Source organism: uncultured Xylophilus sp. (assembly GCA_913776965.1).
Taxonomy (GTDB): domain Bacteria; phylum Pseudomonadota; class Gammaproteobacteria; order Burkholderiales; family Burkholderiaceae_C; genus Xylophilus.
The window spans coordinates 1-15,646 of the sequence record CAJYQL010000026.1; the positions used below are offsets into that span (position 1 = coordinate 1).

At 74.0% G+C, this 15,646-nt stretch carries 11 protein-coding genes and 1 pseudogene; 8 read left to right on the forward strand and 4 right to left on the reverse strand.

The genetic code is table 11. The features are described from left to right. The 6 genes and pseudogenes from QZ500_RS04535 to QZ500_RS04560 form a co-directional block, all read left to right on the forward strand. Positions 1 to 539 (forward strand): annotated as a pseudogene (locus tag QZ500_RS04535) (nitrite reductase (NAD(P)H)); the annotation flags it as partial. Positions 540 to 694: 155 nt separating this feature from the next. Continuing rightward, a complete protein-coding gene (gene nirD / locus QZ500_RS04540) occupies positions 695 to 1,060 on the forward strand; it encodes a nitrite reductase small subunit NirD (RefSeq protein ID WP_295851428.1) in 366 nt (121 codons plus the stop codon). 136 nt (positions 1,061 to 1,196) lie between these two features. Further along, positions 1,197 to 3,302: an ATP-binding protein gene (locus tag QZ500_RS04545; RefSeq protein ID WP_295851399.1), complete on the forward strand. Its 2,106-nt coding sequence runs from the start codon at positions 1,197 to 1,199 to the stop codon at positions 3,300 to 3,302. 82 nt (positions 3,303 to 3,384) lie between these two features. After that, the gene (locus tag QZ500_RS04550; RefSeq protein WP_295851402.1) at positions 3,385 to 4,695 is read left to right on the forward strand and encodes a nitrate- and nitrite sensing domain-containing protein; all 1,311 of its coding nucleotides are present in this window, start codon (positions 3,385 to 3,387) and stop codon (positions 4,693 to 4,695) included. A 397-nt stretch (positions 4,696 to 5,092) separates the two neighbouring features. Beyond that, a complete protein-coding gene (locus QZ500_RS04555; protein ID WP_295851405.1) occupies positions 5,093 to 5,905 on the forward strand; it encodes a formate/nitrite transporter family protein in 813 nt (270 codons plus the stop codon). Between the two features lie 144 nt (positions 5,906 to 6,049). Beyond that, on the forward strand, positions 6,050 to 7,831 hold the full coding sequence (locus QZ500_RS04560) for a bifunctional protein-serine/threonine kinase/phosphatase (protein WP_295851408.1): 1,782 nt from the start codon (positions 6,050 to 6,052) through the stop codon (positions 7,829 to 7,831). 156 nt (positions 7,832 to 7,987) lie between these two features. Here QZ500_RS04560 and QZ500_RS04565 read toward each other — a convergent pair whose 3' ends face one another. The 4 genes from QZ500_RS04565 to QZ500_RS04580 all read right to left on the reverse strand — a co-directional run bounded on the left by QZ500_RS04565 (position 7,988) and on the right by QZ500_RS04580 (position 13,891). Continuing rightward, positions 7,988 to 9,328 (reverse strand): DUF3526 domain-containing protein, encoded by a 1,341-nt coding sequence (locus QZ500_RS04565; RefSeq protein ID WP_295851411.1) that lies wholly within the window; start codon positions 9,326 to 9,328, stop codon positions 7,988 to 7,990. Beyond that, on the reverse strand, positions 9,325 to 10,767 hold the full coding sequence (locus tag QZ500_RS04570) for a DUF3526 domain-containing protein (protein ID WP_295851414.1): 1,443 nt from the start codon (positions 10,765 to 10,767) through the stop codon (positions 9,325 to 9,327). The genes QZ500_RS04565 and QZ500_RS04570 overlap by 4 nt, the downstream gene beginning before the upstream one ends. A 149-nt stretch (positions 10,768 to 10,916) precedes the next feature. Further along, positions 10,917 to 11,717, reverse strand: a complete 801-nt coding sequence (locus tag QZ500_RS04575) for an ABC transporter ATP-binding protein (RefSeq protein ID WP_295851417.1) — start codon at positions 11,715 to 11,717, stop codon at positions 10,917 to 10,919. A 32-nt stretch (positions 11,718 to 11,749) separates the two neighbouring features. Then, a complete protein-coding gene (locus tag QZ500_RS04580) occupies positions 11,750 to 13,891 on the reverse strand; it encodes a TonB-dependent receptor (protein WP_295851420.1) in 2,142 nt (713 codons plus the stop codon). 107 nt (positions 13,892 to 13,998) lie between these two features. Between QZ500_RS04580 and QZ500_RS04585 the strand changes: the two genes are divergently transcribed. Next, the gene (locus tag QZ500_RS04585; RefSeq protein WP_295851423.1) at positions 13,999 to 14,910 is read left to right on the forward strand and encodes a glutaminase; all 912 of its coding nucleotides are present in this window, start codon (positions 13,999 to 14,001) and stop codon (positions 14,908 to 14,910) included. Positions 14,911 to 14,912: 2 nt separating this feature from the next. Next, positions 14,913 to 15,551 (forward strand): 3'-5' exonuclease, encoded by a 639-nt coding sequence (locus QZ500_RS04590; RefSeq protein ID WP_295851426.1) that lies wholly within the window; start codon positions 14,913 to 14,915, stop codon positions 15,549 to 15,551. Positions 15,552 to 15,646: the final 95 nt, after the last annotated feature.

The window sequence follows — 15,646 nt, forward strand, 5'->3', positions numbered from 1 at the left end:
AGTTCGGCGTCTCGGGCTGCACCCGCGAATGCGCCGAGGCGCAGGGCAAGGACGTGGGCATCATCGCCACCGAGAAGGGCTGGAACCTCTACGTCTGCGGCAACGGCGGCATGAAGCCGCGCCACGCCGAGCTGCTGGCCTCCGACCTGACGAAGGACGAACTGGTCCGGCTGATCGACCGCTTCCTGATGTTCTACGTGCGCACCGCCGACCGGCTGCAGCGCACCAGCACCTGGCGCGACAACCTCGAAGGCGGGCTGGAGTACCTGCGCGGCGTGGTGGTGAACGACACGCTGGGCCTGGCCGCCGAGCTGGAGGCGCAGATGCAGCACGTGGTCGATACCTACCAGTGCGAATGGAAGACCGCGGTGACCGACCCGGCGGTGCGCCAGCGCTTCCGCTCCTTCGTCAACAGCGACCGGCCGGACGAGCACATCGTCTTCGTGACCGAGCGCGGCCAGGTGCGCCCAGCCCGGCCCGAGGAGCGCGAGAGCGCCTTCGCCGATCCGGCCGCCGCCCGCGCCGCCGCCCTGGTCTGATGCTCCTGAAACGATAGCTGCCTGCGCAGGACCCACCTGCGCAAACGAGGAAAAATGCCATGAAACACGAACCGACCGCCAGTGCCATGGACGGGGCGGCGCCCGCCCCGGTCTCGGCCGCCGCAGCGGCCGCGGCCGCCACCGAAGCCGAGGCGATGGCCGCCGCCGTGGCCGAAGCCGCCGCCAGCGCGGACGACACCTGGACCGACGTCTGCGCCGCCGACGCGATCGTGCCCGACACGGGGGTCTGCGCCAGCGTGCAGGGCCGCCACGTCGCGGTGTTCCGCCTGAAGGGCGAGCGCTATTTCGCGATCGACAACGTCGATCCGAAGTCCGGCGCCAGCGTGCTGTCGCGCGGGCTGGTCGGCAGCCTGGGCGAGCAGATCGTCGTCGCCTCGCCGCTCTACAAGAACCACTTCGACCTGCGCACCGGCGCCTGCCTGGAGGATGCGGCGCATTCGGTCGGCGCCCATGCGGTGCAGGTGCAGGACGGCCGGGTGCGGGTGGCGCTGGCCGCCTGAGGTTGCGGCCCGAGGCCGCTGCCGTCCGGGCGGGCCCGCCGAGCGGCCGCCGCGGCGTCCATCCTGTGACAGGACGGACCGCCGCGCGGCGGACAATCGGGCGGTGCGCAGGCGTCCCCGTCCGCGCCGGCCCGCCATGACGACCACCCCGCCTCCCGACGACTCCCGCTCCGCCCCGCCCGCCGGCCTGCCGCCGCAGCGCGACGCCATCGCGCACCACGACTGGGCCGCCACGCCGCTCGGCGCCGCCGACGGCTGGGATGCGGCACTGCGCACCGCGGTGCAGATCATGCTCGACACCGCCAGCCCGACCTGGGTCGCCTGGGGGCCGGAGCTGACCTACCTCTACAACGACGCGCAGTGCGCGATCCTCGGCGCCAAGCATCCGGCGGCGCTCGGCCTGCCGCTGCAGGTGGTGTGGCACGAAACCTGGCCCGAAGTGCAGGCCCTGATCGAGCGCACGCTGGAGGGCCGGCCGGTCACGCTGCGCGACATGCCGCTGACCGTGGACCGCGGCGACGGCCCGCAGCGGGGCTACTTCACCTTCACCTATTCGCCGCTGCGCGCTACCGGCGGCGCGATCCGCGGCCTGTACTGCTCGGTGTCGGATACCACCGCCGCCGTCACCGCGGCCGCGCAGCGGGCGGAGGACGAGCGCCGGCTGCGCGAACGCGCGCTGGACCTGGAAGACGAGATCCACGCCCGCGAGCGCGAACGCGAGCGCATCTGGGAGGTCAGCCAGGACATGCTGCTGGTCTCCGACCTGGACGGCGTCTGGCGCAGCATCAACCCGGCCTGGATGCGCTGCCTCGGCTGGACCGAGACCGAGCTGCTCGGCCGCACCTCGGCGTGGATGGAGCATCCGGACGACCAGGACCGCACCCGCGCCGAAGTGGCGCACCTCGCGCAGGGCGGCACCACCTTCTCGTTCGAGAACCGGCTGCGCACCCGGTCGGGCGACTACCGCAATCTGTCCTGGACGGCGGCGCTCGACGGCAGGGCGATCTATGCGGTGGCCCGCGACGTGACCGAGGAGCGCGCCCGCGCCGAGGCGCTGCGGCAGGCCGAGGCCCAGCTGCGCCAGGCGCAGAAGATGGAGGCGGTCGGCCAGCTGACCGGCGGGCTGGCGCACGACTTCAACAACCTGCTGGCCGGCATCGCCGGCTCGCTGGAGCTGATCACGGCGCGGGTGCGGCAGGGCCGGGTGCAGGAGCTCGACCGCTACGTCGGCACCGCCCAGGGCGCTGTGCGGCGCGCGGCGGCGCTCACCCACCGGCTGCTCGCGTTCTCGCGCCAGCAGACGCTCGCGCCGACCGCGCTCGCGGCCGACAAGCTGGTCGAGGGCTTGCTGGAACTGCTGCGGCGCACCGTCGGCCCGGCGGTGGCGATCGAGACCGCCGCGCCGCCCGACCTCTGGCCGGTGCTGGCCGATGCCTCGCAGCTGGAGAACGCGCTGCTCAACCTGTGCATCAACGCCCGCGACGCGATGCCCGACGGCGGCCGCATCGCGGTGCGGACCGCCAACCACCGCATCGACGATCCGGCCGACGCGCAGCGGCTCGGCCTGGCGCCCGGCGACTATGTGCGGCTGTGCGTGTCCGATACCGGCACCGGCATGCCGCCCGACGTGGCGGCCCGCGCCTTCGATCCGTTTTTCACCACCAAGCCGCTCGGCCAGGGCACCGGCCTGGGGCTGTCGATGATCTACGGCTTCGCGCAGCAGTCGGGCGGCCATGCGCGCATCGATTCGCAGCCGGGCCGCGGCACCCGGGTCTGCCTCTACCTGCCGCGGCACCGCGGCACGGCGGCGGCGCTGCCCGGCGACGACCGGCCGGCGCCGGACGCGGCAGGCCGCGGCCCCGGTGCCGGCGACACGACGGTGCTGGTGGTGGACGACGAGCCGACCGTGCGCCTGGCCATCGTCGACACGCTGCGCGACCGCGGCTGGCGCTGCCTGGAGGCGGCCGATGCCGCCGGCGGGCTGGCCCTGCTGCGCGCGGATACCCGCATCGACCTGCTGGTGACCGACATCGGCCTGCCGGGCGGCATGAGCGGCCGCCAGATGGCCGGCGTCGCACGCGGGCTGCGGCCGGCGCTGCCGGTTCTGTTCGTGACCGGCTTCGCCGAGAACGCGCTGGCCGACGACGGTGCGCTGGAGCCCGGCATGGCGGTGCTGACCAAGCCCTTCGTGCTCGACACCCTCGCGGCCCAGGCGGATGCGCTGGTCCGCTCCGGCGGTTGAGCGGGCCGGCCCGTTCGTCCCGTCTGCCGCATTTCCAGGCCTCGTTTTTCCACCCGTTTCGCCCCGAGAAGGACCCCGCCGCATGACCGAGCCGGTCGAACCCCTATCCGCCACCGCGCTGGTGATGCAGGCGAAACAGCGCGAGATCGACGCCCTGCGCCACCTGGCCGCCCGGGCCGAACTGGTCGATGCGATCGGCCAGCTGATCCAGGCGCTGCAGCGCGAGCGCGGCGCGTCGAGCGCCTTCCTCGCCTCCGGCGGCCAGCGTTTTGCCGATCCGCGGCAGGCCGCCATCGCCGAAGGCGCACCCGCGCAGCAGCGGCTGCGGACCGTCTTCGCCCACCACGCCCAGCCGTCCCAGGCCGCAGACGCCCGCAGCCTGGCGCTGATGGCCTGGGTGCTGCTCGGGCTGGACGCGCTGGCGGCGCTGCGGCTGCAGATCGACCGGCGCGCCCTGGGCGCGCACGATGCGGTGGCGGCCTTCAGCCATCTGATCGCCGGGCTGGTGGAGCTGGTGTTCCACATCGCCGACGGCGCGCCGGAGCCCGGCATCTCGCGCCGGCTGGTGGCGCTGCTGCATCTGGTGCAGGCGCAGGAGGCGGCGGGGCAGGAGCGGGCGGTCGGCGCGCTGCTGTTCGCCTCGGGCCGCGCCAGCGAGGCGCAGCAGCAGCGGCTGGTCCACCTGATCGACGCGCAGGAGCGCAGCCTGCAGACCTTCGCCGAATTCGCCGAGCCGGCACAGCGCGAGCGCTGGTCGGCGCTGCAGGTCGCGCCCGGCGCGGCGCGACTGGAGCGGCTGCGGCGCACCCTCTGCACCGCCCGCGACGGCGCCGTGCTCGACAGTGCGCAGAGCGACCCGTGGTTCGACGCCTGCAGCGAGCGCATCGACGCGCTGTGGCAGCTGCAGCTCGATCTGGTGCAGCAGCTGCGCACTGCCTGCGCGGACCGCATCGCCGCCACGCAGCAGGAGCTGCACGACGTGCAGGGCCTGCTGCGCCGGCTGCGCGACAACCCGCCGGCCCGCGCGCATGCGGCGGACCGGTTCTTCGACGCCGCCCTCGCGCCCGAGGACGTGCCCGCGCCGCCGGCCGCCGCCGCGGTGGCGGGCGAATCGACCTCGCTGCTGGAGCTGCTGCAGGCCCAGTCGGCGCGCCTGTCCGGCATGGAAGCCGAACTGGAAGCCGCCCGCCGTGCGCTGCACGAGCGCAAGGTGATCGACCGCGCCAAGGGCGTGCTGATGGCGCGCCTCGGCATGACCGAGGAAGCCGCCTTCCGCGCGCTGCAGAAGACCTCGATGGACCAGAACCGCCGCCTGCTCGACGTGGCCGAGGCGACGCTGTCGCTGCCGGATTTCGCGTTCGGCGCGGCGGGCGGCAGCAAGGGCGGGCGCTGACCGGCGCGCCGGCCCTTTCTGCGCACCCGGTCGCCGAGCGTGATCGACGCGAGCCGGCCGTTCTTGCCGGGTCGCTGGAAGAACGGCGAAGGTGCCGACGGCGGTCTTGCAGAAACGGTCCTTCGCGAACGGGGCATCGCATGAAGCGGCGACAGGGTGGTGCGAGTCGCCAGGCGTTACCGGCACGGAACCTGCTTCGATCCGGTGCATCGGGCTGACGACGGCCCGGTGTCGGCACCTCCCGCACCTCGGCGGGGCGCCCGGCTCCCGCGACCCGCACGGATGAAGGCGTCCGTTGCTCCGTACCTGCACCAGCGCGATGCGCCGGCGGCAGGTGCGTGGCAACGAACGCCTTTTTTCGTGGGCCGCTCACCGAACCTCTTTCCGCAGGATCCCCATGGCCTACCTCGCACCCACCGAATTCGTGACCAAGATGGTCGACAGCGGCGAATCGAAGCTGCTCATGTCCACCCGCGACACGCTGATCCGCTCCTACATGGCGGGCGCCATCCTGGCGCTGGCGGCGGCCTTCGCCGTCACGGTGACCGTGAATACCGGCAACGCGCTGGTCGGCGCGATGCTGTTCCCGGTCGGCTTCATCATGCTGTACCTGCTCGGCTTCGATCTGCTGACCGGCGTGTTCACCCTTGCGCCGCTCGCGGTGCTCGACCGCCGGCCGGGCGCCACCTGGGGCGGCGTGATGCGCAACTGGGGCCTGGTATTCTGCGGCAACTTCGCCGGCGCCTTCACCGTGGCGGTGTTCATGGCGATCATCTTCACCTTCGGTTTCTCCGAGGCGCCCAACATCGTCGGCCAGAAGATCGGCCACATCGGCGAGGGCCGGACCCTCGGCTACGCATCGCACGGCGCGGCCGGCATGCTGACCCTGTTCATCCGCGGCGTGCTGTGCAACTGGATGGTGTCGACCGGCGTGGTCGCAGCCATGATGTCCACCAGCGTGTCGGGCAAGGCGATCGGCATGTGGATGCCGGTGATGGTGTTCTTCTACATGGGCTTCGAGCACTCGATCGTGAACATGTTCCTGTTCCCGATCGGCCTGATGCTCGGCGGCCAGTTCACCCTGATGGACTACCTGGTCTGGAACGAGATTCCGACGGTGCTGGGGAACCTGGTCGGCGGGCTGACCTTCGTGGGCGCGACGCTGTATTCGACGCACTACAAGACGGCACCGAAGCGCAAGCTGGTGTGATGGAGCGCATCCCCCCGAGCGGCTGCGCCGCTCCCCCTTCTCTCGCTGCGCGGGAAGGGGGGCGACGCTGGCGGCCCGGCGAAGCCGGTTCCGCGGCGTCTCTTGAAAAAGCCGGCCCTGCTGCCGGAACCACGCGACGCTTCCATGAGCACAAGTCTTCGCATCACCCTCGGCCAGCATTCGGAGCCCGGCGCCGACGGCGGCGTGAACCAGGACTTCCACGGCGCGCTGCTGCCCGAGGGGCGCCTGCGCACCACCAAGGGCGTCGCGGTCGCGCTGGCCGACGGCATCGGCTCCAGCGCGGTGAGCCAGGTGGCGAGCGCGGCGGCGGTGCGCGGCTTCCTCGACGACTACTACGCCACGTCCGAGGCCTGGTCGGTGCGCCGCGCCGCACAGCGGGTGCTGGCCGCCACCAATTCCTGGCTGCATGCCCAGACGCAGCGCGGCGACGGCCGCTTCGACAAGGACCGGGGCTATGTCTGCACCTTCAGTGCGCTGGTGGCCAAGGGCCGCGACGTGCACCTGCTGCACGTGGGCGACGGCCGCATCTGCCGGCTGCACGCCCAGGCGCTGGAGCCGCTGACCGAGGACCACCGGGTGCAGCTGTCGTCGCAGGAGTCCTACCTGGGCCGCGCGCTTGGCGCCAGCCCGCACGTCGAGATCGACTACCGCTGCCTGCCGGCCGAGGCGGGCGCGGTCTACCTGCTCGCGACCGACGGCGTCTGGGCGCACATCGACGCGGCGGCGGTGCATGCGGCGCTGGCCGCGCACGGCGAGGACTTCGACGCCGCCTGCGCCGCGCTCTGCGCCATCGCCCGGGCACGCGGCAGCGACGACGACCGCACGGTGCAGCTGCTGCGCATCGACGCGCTGCCCGACGCGGCCGACGCCGGCGCGGCGCTGCAGCAGCGCCCCGAGGGCGGCTGGGCGATGCCGCCGCCGCTCGCGCCGCGCAGCGCGTTCGAGGGCTACACGGTGGTGCGGCCGCTGCATGCAAGCGCCCGCAGCCACGTGTTCCTGGCGGTGGACGACACGACCGGCGCGCAGGTCGCGCTGAAGACGCCCGCCGTCGAACTGCAGCAGGACGCTGGTCTGCTCGACCGCTTCCTGCTGGAGGAATGGGTGGCGCGGCGCATCGACAGCCCGCACGTCCTGAAGTGCGCCGCCACGCCCGACCGGCCGCGCCGCCACGTCTTCACCGCGATGGAGTACGTCGAGGGCTGCACCCTCTCGCAGTGGATGACCGACTATCCGCGGCCGACGCTCGACGCGGTGCGCGCGGTTGTCGCGCAGGTCGCGCGCGGCCTGCAGGCGTTCCACGGCCGCGAGATGCTGCACCAGGACCTGCGGCCGGAGAACGTGCTGGTCGACCGCGGCGGCACGGTGCGCATCATCGACTTCGGATCGGTGCATGTGGCGGGGCTGGCCGAGGCGGCGCCGCTGCGGCGCGGCGACGCGGAGGACGGCCGGGCGGACAGCGCGCATGCCGTCGCCGGCACGCTCCAGTACACCGCGCCCGAATGCTTCACCGGCGCGGGTGTCGATGCCCGATCCGATCTTTTCGCGCTCGCGGTGCTGGCCTACCAGATGCTGTCCGGCCAGCTGCCCTACGGCCTGAACGCGGCACGCGTGCGCACGCCGGACGACGCACGACGGCTGCGCTATGTGCCGCTGCGCCACCTGCGCCCGGAGCTGCCGGCGTGGCTGGACGCGGTGCTGCAGAAGGCGCTGCATCCCGATCCGCGCAAGCGCCAGGAGGCGGTGTCGGAATTCGTGCACGACCTGCACGCCCCCGGACCGCAGTTCCACCGCCTGCGCCCGCCGCCGCTGGTGGAGCGCGACCCGGTGCGCTTCTGGCAGGCGACGACGGTGTTGCTGGGTGTCGTGGCGATCGTGCTGGCGGGGTTGCTGGTACGGGCGGGCTGACGACGTATCGGCCGTCGGAATCGCACGAAAAACGGGCGTTCGCGCACTACCCGCCTGCGCAATTAGCTATCAAAAAAAGAGCTGGATGTGCAGATCCGGGCGGGAGCCGCTGACGCTGGAGACCCTGTTGCCGCGCGGTGCGGGCGCGTGACCGGCTCAGGACGGCGCACGGAACACTGGCAGTTCGCCCGCATCCGACCGGACCAGCCCCCGGTAGCCGAGGATGCGCGGCACCCAGAAGCCGCGCCAGCGGTCCTCGTATGCATCGACCGCGGCCAGGTAGCCGGCATGGCGCGCCGCGTCGGCGCCGGCCAGCCGGCGGGCCTGCAGCAGCAGCGCCAGCGGCGGCGACAGCCAGGCGTGGCGGCGCAGATGGTCTTCCTGCGCGGCGCGGGCCGCGGGAAAGCGCCGCTGCAGCGGCCGCAGCGCGGCGTCGGCTGTCAGCGCACGGGGCACGAAGGTGACCGGCCAGCCCGGGGCGGCCGGGGCGACGGCCGGCGGCGGCCGGTGCTGCGGATGGGCTGCGTACCAGGCGGCGAGCAGCGCGGCCTCGTCGTCCTCGGCCCGCTGCCGGGCGGCGCGCAGGGCGACCACCGCCTCCAGCCGCGAGGGCATCGGCGCCTGCCGCTCGGCGACGGCGGCGAGCAGCGGCGGCGCGGCGAAGCAAAGCGCGAGCCACAGGCCGAGCCCGGCCATCGTCGCCGCGCCGGCGGACACCGGCAGCCGCTGCAGCGCGAGGCAGACCGCGCACCAGAAGGCGGTGTAGAGCGCCAGCGCGCCGCACCAGGCGACCAGCGCGCCGGACGTGCCCGGCCCGCCGTCGCCGCCGGTGGCGAACGCCAGCGCCGAGGCCGCCACGGCGACGGCCAGCACCAGCGCGCCGCGCAGCAGCACCGCGATCGACGCGACCGCCGCCGGCGTGCGCGTGCCCTGCGCGCGCACCTGCAGCCAGGTGCCGGTGGCGCGCTCGTCCTGCACCGCGCCGGCGCAGAGGGCGAGCAGCGCCAGCGGCAGCAGCAGGGCGCAGACGGCGGCGAAGTCGGGCAGGCCGGTGGCGGCCAGCAGCGGGCTCTGCAGCGCCGCACCGGGCGCCCGGCCGTCGAGCGCGCGCAGCTCGACCGACGCGCGCTGCACCGTCGGCTGCTGGCGCCAGGCCTGCACCGCCAGCGGCAGGCCGGCGCCGGGCGGCAGCCGCGCGCTGCCGAGGTCGCCGCGGGCGAGCGCATAGGCGGCGCGCACCGCCTGCTGCGCGGCGGCGGGATCGGCCGGTGCCGTAGCCGCCGCACTGTCCAGCGCCGCCTGACGTGCCGCACCGATCTGCTGCGCCGCCTGCCGGTCGTCCTGCCGCAGCTGGCGCGCCGCCCCGCCGGCACCCAGGGCGCTGGCCGCGAGCAGCAGCGCCAGCGCCAGCAGCACCGCGCGCGCCACCGGGTCGCGCCGCAGCCGCAGCCATTCGCCGCCGAGCCACAGCAGCCCGGTCCGCAGCGCGGCCGTCATGGCCGCAGGCCCCGCGCGGCCCACAGCAGCGCCGCGACCGACAGTGCGCACCAAGCCGCGAGCACGGCGAGGTCGGGCGCCGCATGGCGCAGCGCGAACCCAGCGGGCGGCACCGCGTCGGCGAAGGCCGGGACCGACCGCCAGAGCGTGTCGCCGGCATAGCGCGATTCGAAGGACGACAGGCCGCGGCTGGCGCGCACGTCCCAGGCGTCGAGCGCGGCGGTGAAGTCCTGGCGGTAGGCCTCGGCGGCGTCCTCGAAGCGGCGCTGGTGCGCGATATCGGTGCCGGCCAGCGCCATGGCGGCGCTGCGGGCGGGCAGCGCCGGCGTGGCGAGGCCGGCGGCGCGCAGCACGGTCTGCTGGCGCCCGAAGGCCCGCCACAGCCGGTCGAAATGCAGGGCATGCACGCGGGCGGCGTAGGCGTCGCGGTCCAGCCGCCGCAGCGCGGAGGCGCCGAACGGCAGGTCTTCCAGCCGGGCCACGCCGTGCGTGCGCAGCAGGTCGGCGTCGAAGGCGCGCTGGCGCTGGGCGGCATCGCCATCGCCCGGCAGGCCGTGCCGGATGTCGTGCTCCATCGCCTGCCAGAAGGCCGTGGCGGTGGGCAGCGGCACGGTTGCCGCGGCCAGCGCGGCGCCGGCGCGCGGCAGCACCAGCACCGCCGCGGTCCACAGGCCGAGCAGCGCCAGCAGTGCGCCGCGCACGCTGCGCAGCCGGGCCGACACGGCCACGACGAGGGCCGCCCAGAACATCCCGTAGAGCACGACGGTGCCGCAGAGCGCCGCCGCGCGCGGCAGGCTGCCGGCCGGCGCCTCCACCCGCGCGAGCCCGGCCAGCAGCACGGCCGCAGCCGGTGCCAGCACCGCCAGCAGCGCGATGCACAGCGCGGCCCACTGGCCCACGAGCAGGGTGCGCGCCGGCACGCCCGCGGCCTGCAGCATCGCCAGCGTGCCCTGGGCCCGCTCGCGGCCGACCAGGTCGTGGCCGAGCGCGATCGTCAGCAGCGGCAGCAGCAGCACCAGCATCGGGACCAGCGCGGTCGGCGCGAGGTCGCGGCCGGCCGGTGCGTCGGCCGATGCCGGGGCCTGCGGCAGGTTGCGCCGATGCGGCTCCAGCCACAGCGTGCGGCCGACCTGCGGCGTGATGCCGGGCTCCAGCGCCGCCAGCGGCGTGTCGGCGCGGAACACGTACAGCCCGAAATGCGCGCCGCGGTGCGGATGGCGGTCGCCCTGGGTGTCCCACTGCGCGCGGGTGCGGGCGGCGACGGAGTCGCGCTCCTCTGCCGCGGCGCGGTAATCGATCAGGGCTGCAGCCGACACCGCGGCCAGCAGCACCAGCATCGACAGCGCGAGCACCGCTGCGCGGCCGTCTCGCCACCAGCCGCGCAGCGTGGCAGCGGCGATGCGAGTTGTTTGGGCAGCGGCGGACGGGCGGCGCTGCACCGGCCACGGCCGAGGTTCGGGCGAGCATTCGCGCACGATTCCCGCAACGCCCGCAACGCCCGCAACGCCCGCAACGCCCGCGGCGTCCGCGGCGTCCGACGCGGCAGCGGGGGCCGGCCCGCCTGGTGGCCGATGCGGCAACGCCTGCCTCATGCGCCTGGTTCCGCCGCCTGTCGCGGCGCTGGCTCCGCACGCCGGGACGGGTCCACCGGCGCCGGGCCGCCTGCCCGCGTGCAGTCCAGGTAGCGCGCCAGCAACTCGCCGGGCGCGAGGCCGTCGGCCGCCAGGTCGGCCGCCAGCCGGCCGCGGTGCAGGATGCCGATGCGGTCGGCGCACTGCAGCGCATGCGGGATGTCGTGGGTCGCCATCAGCACCGCCAACCCGCGGGCCGCGGCAGCGCGCAGGCCGGCGGACAGTTCGTCGGCCGCGGCCGGGTCGAGCCCGGAGGTCGGCTCGTCGAGCACCAGCGCCCGCGCGCCTTTGGCCAGCGCGATGGCGATGCCGACCTTCTGCCGCATGCCTTTGGAATAGCCGGCGGCGCGGCGGTCGTGGGCCTCGGGCGCGAGCCCGGCGCTCTCCAACCAGGCGCGCGCCTCGGCTTCCCCCGGCCGCAGCCCCGCCAGGCCGGCGAAATAGCGCAGGTTCTCGTGGCCGCTCAGGTGGCCGTAGAGCGCCACCTGCTCGGGCAGGTAGGCGATCTGCCGGCGCGCCGCGTCCGCGTCCCGGTGCGCCGCGACGCCGCCGACCCGGGCCGCGCCGCCGTCGGGCACGAGAAATCCCAGGAAGGCATGCAGCGTGGTGGTCTTGCCCGCTCCGTTGCCGCCGAGCAGGGCGTGCACGCGGCCGGCCGGCACCGCGAGGTCGAGCGCGTCCAGCACCGCGCGGCCGCCGCGGCGCACGGTCAGGCCGTCGGCCTGCAGCACGGCGGCGGGATCGGGGCGGGCGTCCATCGTGCGAGGCGGGAGCGGTGGGCGGCCGCCGGTCAGAAGAAGTAGCGCACGCTGGCGCCGACCGTGGTGCGCGGCACCGGCGACAGCAGCAGGCCGGCGCTGGTGCCGTAGGCGATCTCGGTGCCGAAGCGGTGCGGCTGGAAGGCGGCGTAGAGCGTGAACTGCAGGGCGCGCCAGTCGTAGGTGCCGCGCAGGTCGTAGCGGGTGTAGAGCGGCATCTCGCGCTCGCGCACCTGCGGCGTACCGTCGTAGTAGGGGATGCCGGCGATCAGGTAGGCGTCGGCGTTCAGCGTCAGCCGGCCCTCGCCGAGGCGGGTGCGGAATTGCGCGCCGGCCTTCAGCATGTCCGCCGGCACGGAGAGCTTGGCGCCGGTGTTGGGCGCCGGGTTGTTGGCGCGGGCCTCGGCGATGCGGGTGTAGCTGCCGTAGACGGTCGTGTCGGCGCCCAGGCGCAGCCGGGTCTCCAGTTCCCAGCCGCGGCGCGTGGTGCTGCCGACCGAGCGCGAGGACCCGTCGGCCTGCGCGACGATCTCGTCGTCGTTGTCGATCTGGAAGACCGCGCCGCCGGCGGTCCAGCCGGCTGCCGGCTCGGCCGCGAAGCCGAGGTCGTAGGAACGCACCTTGCTCGCGTCGACGCGGCTCACCACGCCGCCGGCCGCGCCCAGCGGGCCGGTGGCGCCGCTGCTGCTGATCTGCTCGGCCGCGGGCGAGCGGAAACCCTGCGCCACGTTGGCGAAGACGTCCCAGCGCGGCGCGACCGTCCAGGCCACGCCGAGCTTCGGGCTGGTCACGCCCGAGCGGTAGTCGCGCACCGAGGCCGCCGGCAGCTTGCGGTTGGCGATGTCGTAGTCGAAGCGGTCGTGCCGCAGGCCCGCCAGCAGCTTGACCGTGGGCACCGGCCGGAACTGGCCCTGTGCGAAGACGCCGTAGGTCAGCAGGTCGAGGTCCTGCGCGTTCACGTAGTTCGTGGTGGGCGCGCGGTTGACGAAGATGCGCCTTTCGGCGACGCCGTCGTCGCGCCGCAGCTCGGCGCCGGCGACCAGACTCGCGCGCTCGCCGAAGGTCCAGTTGTTCGCCAGCCGCGCGCCGGCCATGCGGCGGTCGTCGAAGCCCACCGTGTGCTGGGTGGCGCTGGTCGGGATCGCACGGCTGCGCCGCAGGTCCTCGGCGTAGACGGTCGCGTACCAGCCGGCCTCGCCCTGCGCCGGCGCCCGGTTGAAGACGACCGAGCTGCGCTCGGCATCGCCGAAGCCGGGGTTGTTGAACTGAACCGAGCGCGGGTCCAGCCCCTGCTGCAGCGCGGGCAGCGCCAGGTAGCCGGAGGCGGCGTAGTCGGCCTGGTAGTGCGACACCCGCAGGCTGTAGCGGCCGTCGCCGATGGTGGTGCCGAGTTTCCAGAACAGGTTCTGCCGGTCGGTGCGGGCCGCTTGGCGCCAGCCGTCGTTGCGGTAGGCGTCGGCCACCAGCAGCGAATCGACCGTGCGGCCGGCCGCCTGCCATTCGTTGGACAGCACCAGCGAGGCACGGCGCAGGCCGTAGCGCTCCACGCCGAGCGCCACGCTCGACGGCGTGGCCGCGCCGCCGTCCCGGGTGCGGATATCCACCGCGCCGGCGCGGTTCTGATCGCCGTAGAGCGCCGATACCGGTCCCTTGATCACGTCGAGCCGGCCGATCATGTCGGGCGCCAGCCATTCGAGGAACGCCGGGCCGTGGCCCGCGCCGGACTGGCTCGACGGGATGTTCTGCGGCACGCCGTCGACGTAGACCGCAGTGTCGGCGCCGTGGGTGCCCTGCGTCGCGAAGCCGCGCATGCGGAAGCCGTTGCCGGTCTCGCCCTGGTCGATGTTGTTGGCCAGCACGCCCGGCACCCGGCGGAAGATGTTGGAGATGTCCCGGCCGACGTTGGTGTCGGCGATGTCCTCGGCGGTGACGGCAGTGGAGGAGGCCGGCAGCGCGGCGGGGGCGAGCGATACCGCGGCGCGGGCGCCCGGTGCCGGCGCGCCGCCGGAGGCGCCGGCCGTCTCCCGCACCTCGACACCGCTGAGGGTCCTCTCGGCGGGCTGCGCGGCGCTCCAGCCGCTGCCGGCGAGCGCCGCCATGCCGGCCACCAGGCACACGGTGCGCCGCCGCACAGACGGCGAACAAGAGGGATTCGGCAGAGCAGAAACAAGCATGGCGAGAAGTTGATAACGGATTATCAAGATCATAACGAAATGCAACGCCTTCGCTCGGGCGGACAATGGCCTCGTTCCGACGCCTGTCCTCTCTTCATCCGCTGCCCATGCAATTCCAACCCGTGCTTGACGCCATCGCCGAGGAACTCCGCCCGCACCGCGGCCGCATCGGCAAGGTCGCCGACTACATCGAGCCGCTGGCCGAGGTGCCGATCGACCGCTTCGGCATCGCGCTGCGCACCTGCGACGGCCAGGAGGCCGCGAGCGGCGACTGGCAGGAGCCGTTCTCAATCCAGAGCATCTCCAAGGTGTTCTCGCTCACGCTGGCGATGCAGGCGCTCGGCGACACGCTGTGGCAGCGCATCGGCCGGGAGCCGTCGGGCACCGCCTTCAATTCGCTGATCCAGCTGGAGTTCGAGGAAGGCGTGCCGCGCAACCCGTTCATCAATGCCGGGGCGATCGCGGTGGCCGACCGGCTGGTGAGCCAGGGCGATGCGCCCGCGATGATGCTGGCGCTGATGTCGAGCCTCTGCAACGAGCCGGTCGCGATCGACGAACGGGTCGCCGCCGCCGAGGGCGCGACCGGCTACCGCAACCTGGCGGTGGCCAACTTCATGAAGAGCTTCGGGAAGATCGACAACACGGTGTCCGACGTGCTCGACGCCTACTTCCACCAGTGCGCGATCCGCATGGACTGCATGCAGCTCGCCCGCGCCGCCGGCTTCCTGTGCCGCGACGGCCGGCACCCCTACACCGGTGCGCCGGTGGTCACCGACCGGCAGGCGCGCCGCATCAACGCGCTGATGCTGACCTGCGGCACCTACGACGCCGCCGGCGAATTCGCCTTCCGCGTCGGCCTGCCCTGCAAGAGCGGCGTGGGCGGCGGCATCGTCGCGGTCCTGCCGGACCAGCTGAGCCTCTGCGTCTGGTCGCCGGGCCTCGACAAGGCGGGCAACTCGGCGCTCGGTCAGATGGCGCTGGAGATGTTCGTCGCCAAGACCGGCCTGTCGGTGTTCTGAGCATGACCCGCATCGCCGTCATCGACTTCGAGACCACCGGCCTGTCGCCCGCCATGGGCGCCCGCGCGACCGAGGTCGGCATCGTGATCCTGGAGGACGGCCGCGCGGTCGACCGTTTCCAGGGGCTGATGAACGCCGGCGTGCGCCTCTCGCCGTTCATCGAGTCGTTCACCGGCATCACCAACGCGATGGTGGCCGCCGCGCCGCCGGCCGCGCAGGTGATGGCCGAGGCCGCCCGCTTCGTCGGCGACCTGCCGATGGCCGCGCACAACGCCTCGTTCGACCGCAAGTTCTGGATGGACGAGCTGGCCCGCGCCGACCGGCCGGCGCCGCACGCCTTCGTCTGCACCGTGCTGCTGTCGCGCCGGCTGCACCCCGAGGCCGGCCGCCACGGGCTGGGCGCGCTCGCGGCCTTCCACGGGCTGGAGACGACCGGCCCCGCCCACCGGGCGCTCGCCGATGCCGAGACCGCCGCCGCGCTGCTCGGCCATATGCAGCGCGGCCTGCAGGCGCGCTACGGCGTGCCGCATGCGCACCACGCGCTGCTCGACCGGCTGCAGCGCACGCCGCGCGCGGCGGTGGCGAAAGCCGTGGCGCAGTTCTTCGGCGGCGCCGCGCCGCAGGACAAGACGCCGCGGTAACGCGGCCGCGGCGGTGCTGCTCCACAATGGATTTCGCATCCACAGGAGCTTTCCCGGTGACCTCTGCCGCTTCTTCTTCCTCTCCCGCCTTCGCC